A 1,029-nucleotide genomic window follows, 5' to 3' on the forward strand; every position below is an offset into this window, starting at 1 on the left:
AACTGAACGCACCGCCGAGGCGACTCTCCACACCAACATCGGGCGAGACGGGGTTATCGTAGAGTGTCGTCCTGTTGGTCAAGACTACCCGAGCGAGAGCGATATGGCTCACCTGCCCGACGACGAAGCCGAGAGCCTACGCGACCAACTTGACCGATACCTACAGACGAGAGGTGACCGATGAGCCGCCTCGTCGAATCCGACGAGTGCGAGCGGTGTGAAACGACGGTTCCCGCAACCCGTCGTCTCTGTCCCGACTGCGCTCGAGAGGTTCGCCGTGCTCGAGGTGGGCCGCTGTGAGTTCGCGTACGTCCGAACTCGAGAGTTCGAAAGCCAGCGGTGACTTCCTCGAGGGCGAGATCGTGCAGACGATCGACGCCCTGGAGTACGTCGGTGATCGGACGGCCACCTGGCACGACGCGACGACGACTGCCGTCCTCGAGCCGGATCGATCACTGCCGTTCTACGGGATCGTCCTGCTCGAGTCCGAGACGCCAGTCGAGATCAAGGGCTGTCAGATCGAGACGAGTAACGGCGATCGCTCGGCTCGCGGACGGTTCTACGTCAAACGTTCAGCTCACGACCAACTGCTCGAAGCCGGCGGGATGTACCTGCTCGTGGTCTACCTACCGCGACCGGGACTGCCGCAGGTCGCCCGCGCGATCGTGCCGGCGACGCTCGTCGACGAGTTGCTCGCCGATCGGTGGTACGATGTCGGCGGCTCGCGCTCCGAACAGGAAGTTGCGAAACTCGCCTGGTCGCACGTGATCGATCCGGCGGGCGTCGATCCGTCGGTGACCGTGGGTGACCGACTGTGAGTTCCGTCACCGATCGCGATGACCGCGACCTCGAGGCCGAACTCGAGAGCGCGGGTGCCGGGCAGATTGGCATTCCCGTCGATGCGATCTGCGTGGGCTGTGGGCGGACCCGAGTTAAGCGTGCAGATCTTGAGGAGATCGGGCAGAATCCACAGATCGACCCGACGACGCTCGAGGCGACGGAACTCACGTCATTTAAACACGTCTGTCA

The 1,029-nt window shown here is 63.4% G+C and carries 2 protein-coding genes and 1 pseudogene; all 3 read left to right on the forward strand.

Going from position 1 to position 1,029, the window contains the following annotated elements; all coding sequences use genetic code 11:
* A partial coding sequence (locus GS429_RS22030; protein ID WP_207709078.1) for a hypothetical protein occupies positions 1 to 184 on the forward strand: 184 nt, incomplete at its 5' end.
* A 112-nt stretch (positions 185 to 296) separates the two neighbouring features.
* Entirely contained in the window at positions 297 to 818 is a 522-nt protein-coding gene (locus tag GS429_RS17750) for a PD-(D/E)XK family putative nuclease (RefSeq protein WP_328821464.1), read from the forward strand.
* Positions 815 to 1,029 (forward strand): annotated as a pseudogene (locus tag GS429_RS17755) (hypothetical protein); the annotation flags it as partial. The gene GS429_RS17750 and the pseudogene GS429_RS17755, both read left to right, overlap by 4 nt.

Origin of the sequence: Natronorubrum halalkaliphilum, assembly GCF_009834785.1 — an archaeon.
GTDB lineage: Archaea > Halobacteriota > Halobacteria > Halobacteriales > Natrialbaceae > Natronorubrum > Natronorubrum halalkaliphilum.